Source organism: Pseudomonas corni, from assembly GCF_057128765.1.
The window spans coordinates 219,887-235,452 of the sequence record NZ_JBSKHW010000004.1; the positions used below are offsets into that span (position 1 = coordinate 219,887).

Genomic DNA, 15,566 nt, shown 5'->3' on the forward strand with positions numbered 1-15,566 from the left:
CTATAAAAGATGTTTATTAATAGAAGAAATCAGTCTTAGCGCAAATGGGCAATTGGCGGCGACTGCCCGAGTGTTATTTCGGGCGCGCTGATCAGTCATTGTCGATCAGCCCGCGTACGCGCTGGGCCAGGTCATCGATGCTGAAAGGCTTGGTCAACAGGTCCATGCCATCAGCCAGAAAATCCCCACGCACTTGCGCGTTTCGCGCATAGCCCGTAACGAACAAGACCTTGAGTCCCGGGCGATGCTGACGGGCGATCTCGGCCAGCTCCCGGCCGTTCATGCCCGGCAACCCGACATCGCTGACCAGCAGATCAATACGCTCGCTTCCCTGCAGGTGCTGCAGCGCAGTCGGACCATCTGCGGCGGATGACACCACGTATCCCAGATCGCTCAGCACATCCACCACCAGCATGCGCACGTCGGGTTCATCTTCAACCACCAGCACCCGCTCGCCCAGGCTGGCGCGACACGGCGCAGGCTGGTACGGAATATCAACGATCGGGGCAGCATTTTCGACATGACACGGCAGATACAACTCGATGCGGGTGCCCTGGGCTACAACGCTGTCGAGCTGCACGTGGCCACCGGTCTGGCTCATGAACCCATAGACCATCGACAGGCCCAAGCCCGTCCCCTGCCCGATCGGCTTGGTGGTGAAGAACGGATCAAAGGCGCAGGCAATAACCTCTGGGGGCATGCCGCATCCGGTATCTTGTACGGCAAGACGCACGTAATCGCCGGGCGCCGGCCCTTCGTAGGTGGCCCCTTCGTGCGCAGAACCCAGCGCGACCACCTCGGTGCAAATCAGCAACCGCCCGCCCTCCGGCATCGCGTCCCGAGCGTTGATCACCAGGTTCAACAAGGCATTTTCCAGCTGATGCTCGTCGGTGTTGGTCAAGCGCATCGCCAGACCCAGGTCGATTTCCAGCTCGATGTTCTCGCCCAATGTGCGGCGCAGCAACTCCTCCATGGACAGCACCATGCGGTTGACCTGAACCGGTTGCGGGTTCAACGACTGGCGACGGGCGAACGCCAGCAAGCGGTGGGTCAGCGATGCGGCGCGATTGGCCGAACTCATCGCAGCCTCGATGTAGCGATCAATCTCCGAAACGCGACCAGCTGCCACTCGACGCTGGATCAGGTCCAACGCGCCGAGCACCCCGGTGAGCATGTTGTTGAAGTCATGGGCGATACCGCCGGTAAGCTGGCCGATGGCGTCCATTTTCTGCGCGTGTCGCAGCGCCTCTTCAGCGTGGGCGCGCTCGCTCATCTCCACTTGCAGCAGCTCATTGGCAGTGGCCAGTTCGCGAGTGCGTGTGGCCACTCGCTGCTCAAGGCTCTCGTTGAGCTCGCGCAGCGCCTCTTCAGCATTGACCTGCGCGGTGATGTCGGTGCTGGTGCCCAACCAGTAGGTGATCCGCCCCTCATCATCACGAATGGGCAAAGCCCGAGAAAGAAACCAGCGGTAAAGCCCGTCCTGCCCCCGCAACGGGAAGGTGTCTTCCCAGACCGACCCGGTGGCAAAACATCGGGAAAGCCTCGCGTTGACACGTTCGATGTGGTCCGGGTGATGCAACGAGCGCCAGCCCAACGCGAGCATGGCTTCGAGCGACGTCCCGGTGTAGCTGTACCAGCGCTCGTTGTACCAATAGATATTGCCGGCAGGATCAGCAATCCATGCCAGCTGGCTCATGTTGTCGGCGAGAGTACGAAACTGCCGCTCGCTCTCTCGCAGCGCTTGAGCCTGGGGAAGTGGGGTTTCGTCGGGTCCGACGCGGTTCAAAGGCATAGGTGCCGGCAAACTCTTGCTGTTCAAAAAGGGTCCTTCCATCTTGTGTCTTACAACCCGGCTTCGTCCATGACGCCGGGGTGACTTCGGTTACGCTGCGTGAACGATCAACGAGTGGCCGTGCGCATGGTGACGAATTCTTCGGCAGCGGTTGGATGCACGCCAATCGTGTCGTCAAAGACACGTTTAGTCGCCCCCGCCTTCACCGCGATCGCCAGGCTCTGGATAATTTCTCCGGCATCCGGACCGACCATGTGGCAACCCAGGACCTTATCGGTTTTGGCATCTACCACCAGCTTCATCAACGTGCGCTCCTGATCGTCGGTCAGGCTCAGCTTCATGGGGCGGAAGCGACTTTCAAAAATCTGAACTTCGTATCCGGCCTCCTTGGCGTCCTCTTCCGTCAGGCCCACGGTGCCGATGTTCGGCAGACTGAAAACCGCTGTCGGAATGTGATCATAATCCACCGGGCGGAACTCTTCAGGCTTGAACAAGCGACGAGCAACGGCCATGCCCTCAGCAAGCGCCACCGGCGTCAACTGCACGCGACCGATGACATCACCCAGGGCGAGGATCGACGGCTCGCTGGTCTGGTAATCGTCGTTGACCTTGACGAAGCCATTGTCATCGAGCTCGACGTTGACCGTTTCCAGGCCAAGATTATCGAGCATCGGACGACGACCCGTGGCGTAGAACACAAGGTCGGTATTGACCGAGCGCCCATCTTTCAGGCCCAGCTGCAACGTACCGTCAGCCAGTTTTTCGATGCTGGCGATGTCGGTATTGAATTGCACATCCATGCCGTGTTTGGTCAATTCCTCGTGCAGGTGCTTACGCACGCTGCCATCGAAACCGCGCAGGAACAATTCCCGGCGATACATCAGCGTGGTTTCGGCACCCAGACCGTTGAAGATCGAAGCAAACTCCACCGCGATATACCCGCCACCGACGACGACGATGCGCTTGGGGAGCTTGTCCAGGAAGAACGCTTCGTTGGAAGTAATGGCATGCTCGCTTCCGGGAAACTCAGGCACTTGTGGCCAGCCGCCGGTAGCGATGAGGATATGTTCGGCGGTATGAACCTGACCGTTGATTTCGACTTCGTGGGGGCCGCGCAATCTGGCGTGGCCTTCCATCAGCGTCACGCCGCTGTCGACCAGCAGCTTGCGATAAATATCGTTGAGACGGTGGATTTCGCGATCTTTGTTGGCGATCAAGGTCGACCAATCAAAAGACGGCTCCCCAAGCTTCCAGCCGAAGCCCTTGGCGTGTTCAAACTCACCGGAAAAGTTGGCCCCGTACACCAGAAACTTCTTCGGCACGCAACCGACGTTAACGCAGGTGCCGCCCAGGTAACGGCTTTCGGCAACCGCTACACGTGCGCCAAAACCGGCAGCAAATCGCCCGGCACGCACACCGCCGGAACCGGCGCCAATCACAAAAAGGTCGAAGTCGTAAGCCATCATGTTCTCCTGAGCAGGCCCCTAGCATAACCGCTAAAACGCTGTCGGTCAGCGCTGTAGGACAGAAACGACAAAGCCACCCGAAGGTGGCTTTGTCCTACATACAGCTGCGCGATGGAAACCGGTACAGCTGACATAACGCGATGCTTACAGCTCTTTGTAGAAGTTCTCGAAGCAGAAGTTGGTGGCCTCAACGTAACCAGCAGCACCACCACAGTCGAAGCGTTGGCCTTTGAATTTGTAGGCCAGGACGTTGCCTTCGGCAGCCTGTTTCATCAGGGCGTCTGTAATCTGAATCTCACCACCTTTACCCGGTTCGGTCTGCTCGATCTTCTCGAAGATGTCCGGCGTGAGGATGTAACGGCCAATGATCGCCAGATTCGACGGCGCATCTTCAGGCTTTGGTTTTTCAACCATGTCGGTCACACGGAACAGACCTGGCTTGATCTCTTCACCGGCGATGACGCCGTACTTGTGAGTCTGGTCGGCAGGTACTTCCTGAATAGCAACGATGGAACATTTGTACTGGTTGTGCAGTTTGACCATTTGCTCCAGGACGCCGTCACCACCCGGGTTAACACACAAGTCATCGGCCAGTACGACGGCAAATGCCTCGTTGCCAATCAGTGGTCGACCGCTAAGGATCGCGTGGCCGAGGCCTTTCATTTCGGTCTGACGGGTGTAGGAAAAGCTGCATTCGTCGATGAGCTTGCGGATGCCGACCAGGTATTTCTCCTTGTCAGTGCCCTTGATCTGGTGTTCGAGTTCGTAGCTGATATCGAAATGGTCCTCCAGCGCGCGCTTGCCGCGGCCGGTCACAATGGAGATTTCGGTCAGACCGGCCTCCAGTGCCTCTTCTACGCCATATTGGATCAGTGGCTTGTTAACAACTGCCAGCATCTCTTTAGGCATGGCTTTGGTCGCTGGCAAAAAGCGAGTGCCGTAACCGGCTGCAGGGAACAAGCATTTCTTGATCATATAAGTCCTTGATGGGGCTGGGGGCATTACGGCGCAGTCTAAACAGGCGGCGGTCACCTCACAATGCCCGCCACTGGCCGTCCGATGCCATGATAGAGGAATCCTGGGGCAGATAGTTCCGTGCAGGCAACGAGATTGCGACCGTGGACCGTTCACCTGTAGACCATGACTCAGCCAAGCATAGCCGTGCAAGGTTTCAATGCGATGGATTATTCTCAGGGGCAGAATCGGCGCTTTTTCAGTGACGCTTCAGGCGACAGACACAGCCCGGCGCCTTATTATGCGAGGCCTTTTTTCTGATCGAGACGGATACATGTCGGACGTAAAAACTGTAAATGGCTACGTGATCAAGAAGCTGGCGGACAACCAGTGGTGGGTGTGCGGGATAGGCGATGAAGCCGTCGCGGGCCCCTTTCCAACCGAAAGCCTGGCCGTAGAGGTGGCCGCAGTCTTTGAAGACACGCCTGCACCGCGCCGCCGATCTGACCCGAAAAACTGACGCTGCAACGCCGGGACGGCAGATGCCACAAATGATTTCGGTGATGCCGGAACGATGGCACTGCCAGCCAGTCGAACACACGCTGTCCAAGACTCTTTCCCGGCCCTCATCATGAAGCATTCGAACATGACCAAGATTTTGTCCCTTATTGCAGTACTGGGCCTCACCGGCTGCGCCACCGCTGAAAATACCTACATGAAAAACGGCAAGCAGGGCTTGAGCATCGACTGCTCAGGCGAAGCCATGTCATGGGCGGCGTGCTACGAAAAAGCCGATGCCTCCTGCGCAGGCACCGGCTACAACATCGTCAGCACCGACGGCACTCCTCAGCCCAAGGAAAGCGACAAGACCCTGGGCGTAGATGTGGGCAATTACAAAACCCGCAGCCTGCTGGTCAGCTGCAAGTAAGCGCAATCACGCTGCGCCGGAAATGCAGGCAGTGGCAGCGCGCTGGACATCTTTGGGCCGCATCGGCACGTTGCTGATGCGCTCATAGACTTTGATCGAGCTTCCGCTTGAGCGCGGTTCAATGTCCAGGATCGCCGCCGGATCGCCCTGAATCAGCTTTTGCGGAACGATGATGCGCAGGCCTTCATGACGCGGTTCAATCTGCGGCGGCTTGCGGCTGTCCGCGATCTTGCGCAAAAAACACTCGGCATATTCTTGAGGATTCTTGCCAGACATGACGCTCATTGTTGCGGGTGTGTGTTCTATATCCGAGACCGTGGCACAGCCAGTCATCGCAAGAGCCAGAATAACAACAGCCAGTTTCATACAATCCCTCCAGTAAAGGTGCTTACGACAGGCCGATGCACGATAAAATCCCTATAGTTTGAATTTTCGCTCGCAAACAACGCAAAAAAACATTTGCGACCACAACTGCCAAACGACTGCGTGCTATCGTTTCGGGTTTTCGAGAATCGCCTTATCTCCGGAGAGATCCATGAAATTCGTACACCAGCGCGAGCACCTCAACGAAGACGATCTCGTCGTCATCGAATGCTCGCAGCTCTGCAATATACGCTTGATGAGTGATGCAAATTTTCGCAGTTTCAAAAATGGTGGCCGTCACACTTACCACGGCGGCGCGTTCGACTCCTTTCCAGCGAAAATCGCCGTTCCGAGTAGCGGCTTCTGGAACATTACCATCGACACCGCCGGGCGCAAGATGGACAGCAATGGCGGGCGCAAGACCACGTTTACCCACTCGATCAAAATCGTGCGCCGCTCTGCCTCGCGCCTGAGCTGATAGTCCATTCAACACCGGGCTGTGTGAATTTTTTGTCTTTGCACACGGCCCGACAGGAGTTTTTTTGTGAGTGCCCCAACCCCTACCGTGAAATACGCCATCAGCTATAAGCTCAATGGCGAACGCCGCTTTGAATTCGCGCAATTGCAGTCGCCCTCAGCGGAAGAAGCCAAAGCCGCACTGGAAAAAATGCACGGCCAAAGTGACGATCTGATCACAGAAGTCAAAGTCAGCAAGGCGCTCTGAGCCGTTACCTCGCCGCGCCACAGGTGCACGTAATGATGCAACGCAAAGGCGATACACCCGCCACCTTCGATATGTTTGCTGATGACACTCCTCAGCCGCCATTGACCGAGCAGATCGGTCCGGGCTCATTCGTGTTTCGAGGGTTCGCGCTGCCGTTGATCGAGCCGCTTTTACCTGCTCTGGAGTCGGTGCTGCAACAAGCACCGTTTCGCCAGATGACTACCCCCGGTGGCTTCACCATGTCAGTGGGCTTGAGCAGTTGCGGCGAGCTTGGCTGGACAAGCGATCGCAGCGGCTACCAATACGCCCGCGTCGATCCGCAGACCGGCCAGCCCTGGCCGGACATGCCACAGGTGATGCACGAGTTGGCGCAGACCGCAGCGGCCGCGGCAGGCTTTCCCGATTTCAATCCGGATGCATGCCTGATCAACCGCTACATCCCCGGCGCGAAAATGTCATTGCATCAGGACAAGGACGAACACGGCCTGCAATGGCCAGTGGTCTCGGTATCATTGGGGATTGCAGCGATGTTTCTGTTTGGCGGCCACGCGCGCAGCGACAAGACGCAAAAAGTGCCGCTGTTTCATGGTGACGTGGTGGTCTGGGGCGGCGAAGATCGCCTGCGCTTTCACGGCATATTGCCGATCAAACAAGCCAGCCATCCCCGGCTTGGCGAGCAGCGCATCAACTTCACCTTTCGCAGGGCCCGATAAAGGGTCGGAAGCTGAGTACACCGCCCTCCTGTAGGAGCGAACTTGTTCGCGAAGCGGCGTGACGGCAACGCACAAATTGGCTCGCCAACAAGTTGGCTCCTACAGATTACCGGGCATCCGGTAGGTTGCAGGAGCGGCCTGGCTCAAGCAGTCTGCGCCGCTGCCCGGGTTTTCACCGGGCATACCACACGGTGCAGGTTGAGCGCGGTATTGATGATGCCGACGTGACTGAACGCCTGGGGGAAGTTACCGAGCATGCGTTTCGAGCGCGGATCGTATTGCTCGGCGAGCAGGCCCAGGTCATTGCTCAGGCTACAAAGGCGCTCGAACAGATCTCTGGCCTCTTCCTCGCGCCCCAGCAGCACATAAACGTCCGCCAGCCAGAACGAGCACACCAGAAACGTCCCTTCGCTGCCGCTTACGCCATCGACACTGCGATCACTGTCATAGCGCAGCAACAAGCCATCCTGCATCAACGCCCGCTCGATTTCAGCCACAGTGCCCACCACGCGAGGGTCGTCTACCGGCAAAAAGCCTGTCAGGGCGATTTGCAATAAGCTGGCGTCCACCGCTTTGGAACCGTAGGTCTGCACGAAACTGCCTAACTCGGCGTCATAGCCATTGGCGCAAACATCGGCGTGAATTTCGTCGGCCACCGCGCGGTAATGCGTGCCCCGCGCACGCTCTTCGGCGTCGTCACTGTGCATCAGCACCCCGGCATTGCGATCAAACGACACCCAGGCCATGACTTTCGAATGGGTGAAGTGCCTGGGCTCGGAGCGGATTTCCCAGATGCCCGCGTCCGGCAGATGCCAGACCTTTTCCAGGAACGGCATGATCACTTTCTGGATCTCGACGCTACGCGGCAAACGCGGCAAACCACTCTTGAGTGCCTGGGTCATGGCATCGGCCACTTCCCCGTAGACATCAAGCTGCACTTGCGTGGCAGCGCCATTACCTACCCGCACCGGCCGTGATTTTTCATAACCGGCAAGCCAGGGCAGTTCGTATTCCTGCAAGCGCCGCTCACCAGCCAGCCCGTACATGATCTGTATTTGCTCGGGGTTGCCGGCAATCGAGCGCAGCAGCCAGTTACGCCAGGCTGTCGCCTCTTCGAAATACCCGAGATTCATGAACGCCAGCAGGGTCATGGTCGCGTCCCTCAGCCAGCAGAAGCGATAGTCCCAGTTGCGCTCACCGCCCAGTTGCTCAGGCAATGAGGTAGTCACGGCCGCAACGATGCCACCGGTGGGCGCAAACGTCATGGCTTTGAGGGTGATCAACGAACGCTTGACCTGGGCTGTCCAGGGACCGACTTCAGGACATCGATCAGAGAACTCCAGCCAGAATTGCTCGGTGCGATCCAACGCCTGATGCGCATCGAACGCATCACGAATTTTTTCATGGGACGGCTGCCAGGACAGATTGAAAGCACCGCTCTGCCCGGCTTCGACACTGAAGCGGCTTTGAGTATGGTGGTCGGACGGGCGCAGATCGGCAGGCGCGCGCAGTACCAGCATGTCCGGCCCGGCTACCGCCGTCAGCGTCTGCTCATCTCGGGTTTCGACCCACGGAACGGTGCTGCCGTAATCAAAACGAATCGCCAGATCCATACCGAAATCGACCCAACCCTCAACCCCGACAACGATGCGCACCACGCTGTTGTCGACCTCCATGGGCATGAAGTCGATCAGCAGCGCGCTGCCGGTTTCGGTGGTGAAGAGTGTTTCAAGAATCAGTGTGCCGTCGCGGTAGGTGCGCTCGACTTTCGTGGTGGGGTCCAGCGGGGCAATTTTCCAGCGTCCGTTGTCGGCGTCACCCAACAGGGCCGCAAAGCAGGCCGGGGCGTCGAAACGGGGGAAACACAGCCAGTCCAGCGAACCGTCTCGGGACACCAGCGCTGCGGTACGGCAATTACCGAGCAGCGCGTAATCTTCAATCAATACAGCCATGGGACCGATATCCCTCTTATGAATGCAACGCAGCTCCTGTAGGAGCGAACTTGTTCGCGAGACGGTTACCTTGTCTCAACACGATTAACTGCTCGCCAACAAGTTGGCTCCTACAGGCAGCAGGCCAGCTTGATCACCGCGGCAAAATGTACTGCTCTATCGCCATCGCCAAACCATCTTCGGCATTGCTGCCGGTGACGTAATTGGCTTGGGTCTTGACCCCGGTTTCTGCCTGACCCATTGCAATCGACAAACCCGCCTTGAGGAACATGGCGACGTCATTGCCCGCATCACCGATGGCCGCTGTATGCGCCAACGGCACGCCCAATGCTTCGGCCAGCGTGATAAGCGCAGTGCCCTTATTCGCATCCAGCGCCGTCACGTCCAGGTAATACGATTGCGACCGGGCCGCACGCGCATGGTCAGCGATTAACGGATTAAGCTGCACCTCAAGACGCTTGAGCAATTCGAAATCTTTGCTGGCAGCCACGATCTTGTCGACCCGCGCCAGATAAGGCTCGAAGCTGTCTACGTGCTTGAAGTCATAGCCCAGCGTGTTGCGCTCATGATCGACGTAATCGCCATCGGGATCGAGCAACAGCCATTGATCATCAGCAAATACCCAAGCGGCGACCGGATGCTCGGCAAACAGCGCAAGGCTGGTGCGTGCCGCCACCGGATCGATGCGATGCGCCTTCAACAAACTGCCGTCGGGATTGATGATATTGGCGCCGTTAAACGCCACGGTGGGCAGATCAATGCCCAACGCTTCGATCTGTTGACGCATGGCTCTTGGCGGGCGACTGCTGGCGATGGAGAAATGAATTCCCGCCTTGCGCAGTTGCCCGACGGCATCGATGTTGGCCTGACTCAAGCTGTGATCAGGCCGCAGCAGAGTGCCGTCGATATCAGACAGCATGAACTGGATGAGGGGCTGCGTTGAGCCACTCATCCCAGTCGCTGCCAGCTATGCCCGTCGCGGGCGAGCAATTCGTCTGCGGCGGCGGGACCGTCCTCGCCAGCCTGATAGGTCTCGACGCGCGGATCCTTGGCCCACGCATCAATGAACGGCTGGACCGCGCGCCAACCGTTTTCGATGTTGTCGGCACGCTGGAACAGGGTCTGATCGCCCGTCATGCAGTCGTAAATCAGGGTTTCGTACCCGGTGGACGGCTGCATTTCAAAGAAGTCTTTGTAGGCAAAACCCATTTCGATGGTCTGGGTGTCCAGGGTCGGCCCCGGCTTCTTGGCCTGCAGATCAAACCACATGCCTTCGTCCGGCTGGATCTGGATCTTCAGGAAATTAGGCGCGACACGGTCGATGTCGGTATCGCGGAACTGGGCGTAAGGCGCCGGCTTGAAGCAGATCGCGATCTCGGTGTCACGCACGCTCATGCGCTTGCCGGTGCGCAGGTAGAACGGCACGCCGACCCAACGCCAGTTGTCGATCATCACTTTGAGCGCCACGTAAGTTTCGGTGGTGCTGTCTGGCGCCACGCGATCTTCCTCGCGATAACCGGGCACGCTTTTGCCGGCGATGTTGCTCTCGGTGTATTGGCCACGCACCGAGTTGGCCAGGGCCTCCATCTCGGACCACGGGCGAATAGCGCCGACCACTTTGGCCTTCTCACCGCGTACGGCATCAGCGCCAAAAGCAGCCGGTGGCTCCATCGCAACCATCGCCAGCAGCTGGAACAGGTGGTTAGGCACCATGTCCCGCAGCGCACCGGTGGTTTCGTAAAAACTGCCACGGGTTTCGACCCCCACCGTTTCAGCGGCGGTGATCTGCACGTGATCGATGTAATGGTTGTTCCAGAACGACTCGAACAGGCCGTTGGAGAACCGGCTGACCAGAATGTTCTGCACGGTTTCCTTGCCCAGATAATGGTCAATCCGATAGATCTGTTTTTCCGTCATCGCTTTGAGCAGGCAACTGTTGAGGGCCACCGCACTTGGCAGGTCGTGCCCAAACGGTTTTTCGATGACGACGCGGCGAAAGTATTCGTCGCCCTCGCCTTCACCCTCGACCATCAGGCCCGACGAGCCCAGACGCTTGGTGACTTCGGCGAAGAAGCGCGGCGCAGTCGCCAGATAGAACACGGCGTTTTTGGTGCCCGTGCTCTCGATCTTGGCGGCGATATCGGTGTAGGTGGAGTCGTCGAGAAAATCACCCTGAATATAGGTGATGCGCTGCGCCAGACTGCCCCACAGCGCTGGGTCCAGAGGTTCTTTTCCGCCTTCGGCGACCTTGCTGGCCGCCTCCTGGCGAATGAAGTCTTCAAGCTTTTTGGCAAAATCCGCGTCGCTGATGGCGTTGTGATCAACACCCACGATGTGCAGATCGTCGCCAACCAGACCATCGCGGGTCAGGTTGTACAGCGCAGGCATCAACAGACGCTTGACCAGATCCCCGTGAGCACCGAACAGAAACAACGTTGTGGACGGCGCAACCTTGGCTTTGTGCTTGCTTCGGGATAACCCCATTATTTTGGTTCCTTATGACCACCAAAACCGAAACGCATGGCAGACAACATTTTGTCGCCGTACGTGCTTTGTTGACGGGAGCGGAAGCGGGCAAACAGCGAGCTGGACAGAACCGGTACCGGCACTGCCTGCTCCATCGCGGCTTCAATGGTCCAGCGGCCTTCGCCACTGTCGGCCACGGAGCCTGAGTAAGCGTTGAGCTGAGGATCGGTCGCCAAGGCATCGGCGGTCAGGTCCAGCAACCAGGAAGACACGACACTGCCGCGACGCCAGACTTCGGCGATGTCGCCCATGTTCAGGTCGAAGCGTTGCTCGGCAGGGAGGTTCTCGGAGTTCTTGGTCTTGAGAATGTCAAAGCCTTCGGCAAAGGCCTGCATCATTCCGTACTCGATGCCGTTATGGATCATCTTCACGAAGTGACCGGCGCCCGGCGGGCCTGCGTGGATGTAGCCCTGCTCAGCGCGAGGATCAGCGTCTTTGGCGCGGTCTACAGTACGCGGGATATTGCCGATGCCAGGCGCGAGGGTCTTGAACAGTGGGTCCAGACGCTCGACCACTTCGGTCTCGCCGCCGATCATCATGCAGTAGCCGCGCTCCAGGCCCCATACGCCACCGGAGGTGCCAACATCGACATAGTGCAGCTGCTTGTCTTTGAGTGTTACGGAGCGACGAATGTCGTCTTTATAGAAGGTGTTTCCACCATCGATGATCACGTCATCGGCGTCGAGCAGTTCGCTGAGCGTATTGATGGTGTCTTCGGTCGGTGCGCCAGCGGGCAACATGACCCAGACTGCACGAGGTTTTTCCAGCGCAGCCACCAGGGACGCTAGGTCGTTGGCGGGCGTGGAACCCTCATTGGCGAGCACGGTGCGAGACTGCTCATCGCGATCATAAACCACAGTTGTGTGGCCATTGAGCATCAGTCGACGTGCGATGTTGCCGCCCATGCGGCCTAGTCCAACAATCCCGAGTTGCATGTAGAGGTGCTCCTTGATTCGAAAAAAGGTGCCTCATTTTATAGCCCAGTGTCGCTTGTAGGGTTAGTCCGGAGAGGCAGACGAAGGTTTCCGGGTGAAAATAGTTTCATGTCTATCGACATCTGAGCGCCAAGACTGCCCTATGACGCCCGTTTTCGCGATCAAGAAACGTTCGCGACAACTAAAAATAAAAAAGTTCCTTTTTTGCATAAAAGAAATCAGAATCCGCGCCGATAGAGGTAGGAGCACGGACAATTCCGGTAGCGAAAGTCATTGCTTGAACCTCCCGAAAACTGACCCGCCCTCTGCGAGGTGATTCATGAACACCGCCCTTCCCCTTCTTGCGCCACAGACTCTGTACGTTAATGTGCGCCGCGACGAACTGCGTCAGCTCAAGGAAGACCGTGCAATGCTGCAAAAAAAGGTCGAGAACCTGACTTTGCTGCTTCAGCAGGCCCATAACCCAAACCCAGGCCCGAGCAAAGCGCTGCAAGCCTGACGCCCCGCGTTGTATCCACATTGCACATCCAGTGGCAGGCCCGATTAGCTGGCTTGCCCCGTACCAAGTCCCTCTTGCCAAACGGCACCTGAACGCTCTCGAATTGTGAGCGATTGTGCCCGAATCCGTCTGGCAATCCGACCTGTAACATCCTGCAACGTTCCCGTTCGCCCCAGATACCCTGCTTTAGAGCCTTCCGACGTTTTGCTGACGTATGGATGACAGTATTTTCACTTTTGCGCACCCATACTCCGCGCCTTTGTAACGCAACTGACTGATTTCGATACACATGGGACGTGAAGCGCTGCTCGCCCGGCGCGGTTGAATCGGTCGCTTGAAGATATCTGTCGTGGAGCGCCTGATGGCAATTTTGAAACGGAGTGCTAAAACTCCGAGCGGGTTTGACTGGGCCGGTCTGGCCTGGCTGTTTGTATTTTTCTGGTACTTCTCTGGCATCACCCAACTTCTCATTCAACTGACCGATACCTCAGGGTTCGCAGGTTTTCGCCAGGCGTTCGTGATGAGTGGCATCTGGCTGGCGCCGATGTTGCTGTTTCCGAAGAAGACGCGAGCCATGGCCGCGGTGATCGGCATCGTGCTGTGGGCCTGCTCCATGGCCAGCCTGGGTTACTTCTTCATTTATCAGCAAGAGTTTTCCCAGAGCGTCATCTTCATCATGTTCGAATCGAACGTGTCTGAAGCTGGCGAGTACATGACCCAGTATTTTGCCTGGTGGATCGTGCTCGGGTTTATCGCCCACACCGCGTTCGCGATCTTCCTCTGGACGCGCCTGCGTCCGGTTTACCTGCCCCGTGGCCGAGCGTGGGTCGTGGCAACAGCCTTGCTGGTGGCGATCATCGGTTATCCGCTGGCCAAGCAAATGGCCCGTCATGACGACTTCGCTTCGGGTTTCGAAGCCTTCGAAACCCGGATCGAGCCCGCAGTGCCATGGCAAATGCTCGTGGCTTATCACCGCTATACCCAGCAACTGGACGGCATGCAGGACATGCTTGCCAGCAGCAGCAACATTGCGCCGCTGAAGAATCTCAAAAATCAGCAAGCTGACCTGCCGACCACATTGGTGTTGGTGATCGGTGAATCCACCAATCGTCAGCGCATGCACCTGTATGGCTATCCGCGCGATACCACGCCGAATCTGGACCAGCTCAAAGACCAGCTGCAAGTGTTCAACAATGTGATCACCCCGCGCCCCTACACCATCGAAGCCTTGCAGCAGGTGCTGACGTTCGCGGATGAGGAAAACCCCGACCTTTATCTGAAAACGCCTTCCATTGTCAGCGTGATGAAACAGGCCGGTTACAAGACGTTCTGGATCACCAACCAGCAGACCATGACCAAGCGCAACACCATGCTCACAACCTTCTCCGAGCAGGCCGATGAGCAGGTGTATCTGAACAACAACCGCAACCAGAATGCGCGCCAGTACGACGGCGACGTGATCGAGCCATTCTCCAAAGCACTGGGCGATGCCGCACCGCGCAAGCTGATTGTCGTGCATCTGTTGGGCACGCACATGGCGTATCAATACCGCTATCCACCGGCGTTCGAAAAATTCACCGGCCGTGATGGCGTGCCAGCCGATATTGATGACAGCAAGCTGGGGCTATACAACAGCTACGACAACGCTGTGCTGTACAACGATTTCGTCGTGTCCAGCCTGATCAAGACCTATAGCAAGGCCGACCCCAATGGCTTCCTGTTGTACCTCTCCGACCATGGCGAAGACGTTTATGACTCGCCAGGCCGTAACGTGCTGGGCCGTAACGAAGCCAAGCCGACGATCCCGATGTACACGGTGCCGTTCATTGCGTACGCCTCGCCAAAATGGAAAGAAACCCACGACTGGAACTTCGACAGCATCAAGAACCGGCCTTATACCAGCTCCAATCTGATCCACACCTGGTCTCAACTGGCCGGTTTGAGCTTTGATGAACTGGACACCACCAAGAGCCTGGTCAGCTTCGATTTCAAAGAGCGCCCGCGCTTGATTGGCGACCCGTATGCACAGAAGGGATTGAGTGACTTCGCGCAGATGGAAAAACCCGCCAGCCAGGCCTCAACCAGCCCCGAAGTGGCGCAGAAATAAGCGTTCCTGGAACCAAAAAAAAGGCCTGCGCAATGCAGGCTTTTTTTTCGCTTTGGGTTTGTCTCGTCGCCAGGCCGGCACCACCTCGCGCCAAAAGCTGGCCTGCGCCTTTCGATTTGATTCAGCCCGTCGAGCGCATCGCTTCCGCCCCGAACACGGCCTTTGATTCTGCCCGAAGGGCGTAGGAGCCATGCTTGCAGGCGATGGACTGCGCAGCAGTCCTGAATAGGGCAACACGCTCTTCCTGACACACCGCATGCGCCGGTTTTACTGCCGGTGCCCGGCAGATCGTCGGCAAGCCAGACTCCTACGCCCTTCGGGCAGAAGCAACACGGTGTTGGACTCAGCGCTTTGGATTCTGCCCGAAGGGCGTAGGAGTCTTGCTTGCAGGCGATGGGCTGCGCAGCAGTCCTGAATAGGGCAATACGGTCTTCCTGACCCACCGCATGCGACGGTTTTACTGCCGGTACCCGGCAGATCGTCGGCAAGCCGGACTCCTACGCCCTTCGGGCAGAAGCAACGCGGTGTTGGACTCAGCGCTTTTGATTCTGCCCGGAGGGCGTAGGAGCCATGCTTGCAGGCGATGGGCTGCGCAGCAGTCCTGAAT

The 15,566-nt window shown here is 57.8% G+C and carries 15 protein-coding genes and 1 pseudogene; 7 read left to right on the forward strand and 9 right to left on the reverse strand.

From position 1 onward, the window contains the following. Positions 1 to 91: 91 nt before the first annotated feature. From ACWKV9_RS09795 to galU, 4 genes and pseudogenes are all read right to left on the reverse strand, one after another. The gene (locus tag ACWKV9_RS09795) at positions 92 to 448 is read right to left on the reverse strand and encodes a response regulator (protein ID WP_483835989.1); all 357 of its coding nucleotides are present in this window, start codon (positions 446 to 448) and stop codon (positions 92 to 94) included. Positions 449 to 523: 75 nt separating this feature from the next. Further along, positions 524 to 1,792: pseudogene (locus ACWKV9_RS09800) on the reverse strand (hybrid sensor histidine kinase/response regulator); the annotation flags it as partial. A 107-nt stretch (positions 1,793 to 1,899) separates the two neighbouring features. Beyond that, positions 1,900 to 3,255, reverse strand: a complete 1,356-nt coding sequence (gene gorA / locus ACWKV9_RS09805) for a glutathione-disulfide reductase (RefSeq protein ID WP_483835900.1) — start codon at positions 3,253 to 3,255, stop codon at positions 1,900 to 1,902. Positions 3,256 to 3,402: 147 nt separating this feature from the next. Next, on the reverse strand, positions 3,403 to 4,233 hold the full coding sequence (gene galU / locus ACWKV9_RS09810) for a UTP--glucose-1-phosphate uridylyltransferase GalU (RefSeq protein ID WP_483835901.1): 831 nt from the start codon (positions 4,231 to 4,233) through the stop codon (positions 3,403 to 3,405). Positions 4,234 to 4,546: 313 nt separating this feature from the next. Here galU and ACWKV9_RS09815 point away from each other — a divergent pair, with 313 nt between their 5' ends. Then, positions 4,547 to 4,732 carry a hypothetical protein gene (locus ACWKV9_RS09815; RefSeq protein ID WP_483835902.1) on the forward strand — a complete coding sequence of 62 codons (186 nt, stop codon included), beginning with the start codon at positions 4,547 to 4,549 and terminating at the stop codon, positions 4,730 to 4,732. 126 nt (positions 4,733 to 4,858) lie between these two features. Further along, a complete protein-coding gene (locus ACWKV9_RS09820; RefSeq protein ID WP_483835903.1) occupies positions 4,859 to 5,140 on the forward strand; it encodes a hypothetical protein in 282 nt (93 codons plus the stop codon). Between the two features lie 6 nt (positions 5,141 to 5,146). Here the strand turns inward: ACWKV9_RS09820 and ACWKV9_RS09825 are convergent, their stop codons facing one another. Then, entirely contained in the window at positions 5,147 to 5,506 is a 360-nt protein-coding gene (locus ACWKV9_RS09825; RefSeq protein WP_483835904.1) for a hypothetical protein, read from the reverse strand. Positions 5,507 to 5,675: 169 nt separating this feature from the next. On the opposite strand from ACWKV9_RS09825, the gene ACWKV9_RS09830 reads away from it, so the two are divergent. The 3 genes from ACWKV9_RS09830 (at position 5,676) to alkB (ending at position 6,940) form a co-directional block, all read left to right on the forward strand. Then, on the forward strand, positions 5,676 to 5,981 hold the full coding sequence (locus ACWKV9_RS09830; protein WP_483835905.1) for a DUF1883 domain-containing protein: 306 nt from the start codon (positions 5,676 to 5,678) through the stop codon (positions 5,979 to 5,981). A gap of 66 nt (positions 5,982 to 6,047) precedes the next feature. Continuing rightward, positions 6,048 to 6,227, forward strand: a complete 180-nt coding sequence (locus tag ACWKV9_RS09835; protein ID WP_483835906.1) for a hypothetical protein — start codon at positions 6,048 to 6,050, stop codon at positions 6,225 to 6,227. A gap of 35 nt (positions 6,228 to 6,262) precedes the next feature. Continuing rightward, positions 6,263 to 6,940, forward strand: a complete 678-nt coding sequence (gene alkB, locus ACWKV9_RS09840) for a DNA oxidative demethylase AlkB (protein WP_483835990.1) — start codon at positions 6,263 to 6,265, stop codon at positions 6,938 to 6,940. Between the two features lie 143 nt (positions 6,941 to 7,083). On the opposite strand, the gene ACWKV9_RS09845 is transcribed toward alkB, so the two are convergent. The 4 genes from ACWKV9_RS09845 to gnd all read right to left on the reverse strand — a co-directional run bounded on the left by ACWKV9_RS09845 (position 7,084) and on the right by gnd (position 12,371). Beyond that, positions 7,084 to 8,892 carry a glycoside hydrolase family 15 protein gene (locus ACWKV9_RS09845; RefSeq protein WP_483835907.1) on the reverse strand — a complete coding sequence of 603 codons (1,809 nt, stop codon included), beginning with the start codon at positions 8,890 to 8,892 and terminating at the stop codon, positions 7,084 to 7,086. Between the two features lie 133 nt (positions 8,893 to 9,025). Next, positions 9,026 to 9,844 carry an HAD family hydrolase gene (locus tag ACWKV9_RS09850; protein ID WP_483835908.1) on the reverse strand — a complete coding sequence of 273 codons (819 nt, stop codon included), beginning with the start codon at positions 9,842 to 9,844 and terminating at the stop codon, positions 9,026 to 9,028. Continuing rightward, complete coding sequence (zwf, locus tag ACWKV9_RS09855) at positions 9,841 to 11,376, reverse strand: glucose-6-phosphate dehydrogenase (RefSeq protein ID WP_483835909.1); 1,536 nt, start codon at positions 11,374 to 11,376, stop codon at positions 9,841 to 9,843. Before zwf ends, ACWKV9_RS09850 begins: the two co-directional genes overlap by 4 nt. Next, positions 11,376 to 12,371, reverse strand: coding sequence for a phosphogluconate dehydrogenase (NAD(+)-dependent, decarboxylating) (gene gnd / locus ACWKV9_RS09860; RefSeq protein ID WP_483835991.1), 996 nt, complete (start codon positions 12,369 to 12,371; stop codon positions 11,376 to 11,378). The genes zwf and gnd overlap by 1 nt, the downstream gene beginning before the upstream one ends. A 301-nt stretch (positions 12,372 to 12,672) precedes the next feature. On the opposite strand from gnd, the gene ACWKV9_RS09865 reads away from it, so the two are divergent. Then, entirely contained in the window at positions 12,673 to 12,852 is a 180-nt protein-coding gene (locus tag ACWKV9_RS09865; protein WP_483835910.1) for a DUF6026 family protein, read from the forward strand. A gap of 361 nt (positions 12,853 to 13,213) precedes the next feature. After that, the gene (gene cptA, locus ACWKV9_RS09870) at positions 13,214 to 14,959 is read left to right on the forward strand and encodes a phosphoethanolamine transferase CptA (RefSeq protein WP_483835911.1); all 1,746 of its coding nucleotides are present in this window, start codon (positions 13,214 to 13,216) and stop codon (positions 14,957 to 14,959) included. Positions 14,960 to 15,566: the final 607 nt, after the last annotated feature.

Excerpts from the sequence above, each read along its gene's own strand:
- gorA (WP_483835900.1), bottom strand. The coding sequence starts at position 3,255 with ATGGCTTACGACTTCGACCTTTTTGTGATTGGCGCCGGTTCCGGCGGT.
- galU (WP_483835901.1), bottom strand. The coding sequence starts at position 4,233 with ATGATCAAGAAATGCTTGTTCCCTGCAGCCGGTTACGGCACTCGCTTT.
- ACWKV9_RS09815 (WP_483835902.1), top strand. The coding sequence starts at position 4,547 with ATGTCGGACGTAAAAACTGTAAATGGCTACGTGATCAAGAAGCTGGCG.
- ACWKV9_RS09820 (WP_483835903.1), top strand. The coding sequence starts at position 4,859 with ATGACCAAGATTTTGTCCCTTATTGCAGTACTGGGCCTCACCGGCTGC.
- ACWKV9_RS09825 (WP_483835904.1), bottom strand. The coding sequence starts at position 5,506 with ATGAAACTGGCTGTTGTTATTCTGGCTCTTGCGATGACTGGCTGTGCC.
- ACWKV9_RS09830 (WP_483835905.1), top strand. The coding sequence starts at position 5,676 with ATGAAATTCGTACACCAGCGCGAGCACCTCAACGAAGACGATCTCGTC.
- alkB (WP_483835990.1), top strand. The coding sequence starts at position 6,263 with ATGCAACGCAAAGGCGATACACCCGCCACCTTCGATATGTTTGCTGAT.
- ACWKV9_RS09845 (WP_483835907.1), bottom strand. The coding sequence starts at position 8,892 with ATGGCTGTATTGATTGAAGATTACGCGCTGCTCGGTAATTGCCGTACC.
- ACWKV9_RS09850 (WP_483835908.1), bottom strand. The coding sequence starts at position 9,844 with ATGAGTGGCTCAACGCAGCCCCTCATCCAGTTCATGCTGTCTGATATC.
- zwf (WP_483835909.1), bottom strand. The coding sequence starts at position 11,376 with ATGGGGTTATCCCGAAGCAAGCACAAAGCCAAGGTTGCGCCGTCCACA.
- ACWKV9_RS09865 (WP_483835910.1), top strand. The coding sequence starts at position 12,673 with ATGAACACCGCCCTTCCCCTTCTTGCGCCACAGACTCTGTACGTTAAT.
- cptA (WP_483835911.1), top strand. The coding sequence starts at position 13,214 with ATGGCAATTTTGAAACGGAGTGCTAAAACTCCGAGCGGGTTTGACTGG.